At 67.0% G+C, this 463-nt stretch carries 1 protein-coding gene; it reads right to left on the minus strand.

The window, feature by feature from the left end; translation table 11 throughout:
- The coding region (locus tag GEV06_28600) for a DDE transposase (protein ID MPZ21810.1) at positions 1 to 136 on the minus strand (136 nt) is incomplete at its 3' end.
- Between the last annotated feature and the right edge of the window lie 327 nt (positions 137 to 463).

Below are 463 nucleotides of genomic sequence, written 5' to 3' on the forward strand. Positions count from 1 at the left end.
CCGTGCTGTGGTGCAGATGCTCGATCGCGGCGACCGCCGTGTTGGGCATGTCGCGACAGAGGAGACCGACGTGAAGGGCGAAGCGCAGCGTATAGCGCGGATTCGTGGCCAGCCAGTCGAGCTGCTCTACGAACACGTTGCGGCACCGCGGGCACCACACACGCCAGCACTCGAACTCGAGGTAGAACCGCCAGTCGGCGGCACCGATGTCGCGGACGCGGACCGTGCGCTGCTCGTAGCGGCCACGGCACCGATGGCCGCAGCACGAGCACCGCGCCGTTTTTTTCGGCGTCGAAGGACCACGACGCGGGCAAAGCGGTCGCCGAAGACGCCCTTGAGGCGAGCAGAGGCGACGAAGCCTGGGAGCGAGAACAGGGCACGTAACGTCCGGAGGGCCTGCATCGGTGCAGGCTAACTCACCCCTGCGCGATCTCGGCTGACGCCGAAGACGGCTGTGGAAATG

Source organism: Luteitalea sp., from assembly GCA_009377605.1.
Taxonomy (GTDB): domain Bacteria; phylum Acidobacteriota; class Vicinamibacteria; order Vicinamibacterales; family Vicinamibacteraceae; genus WHTT01.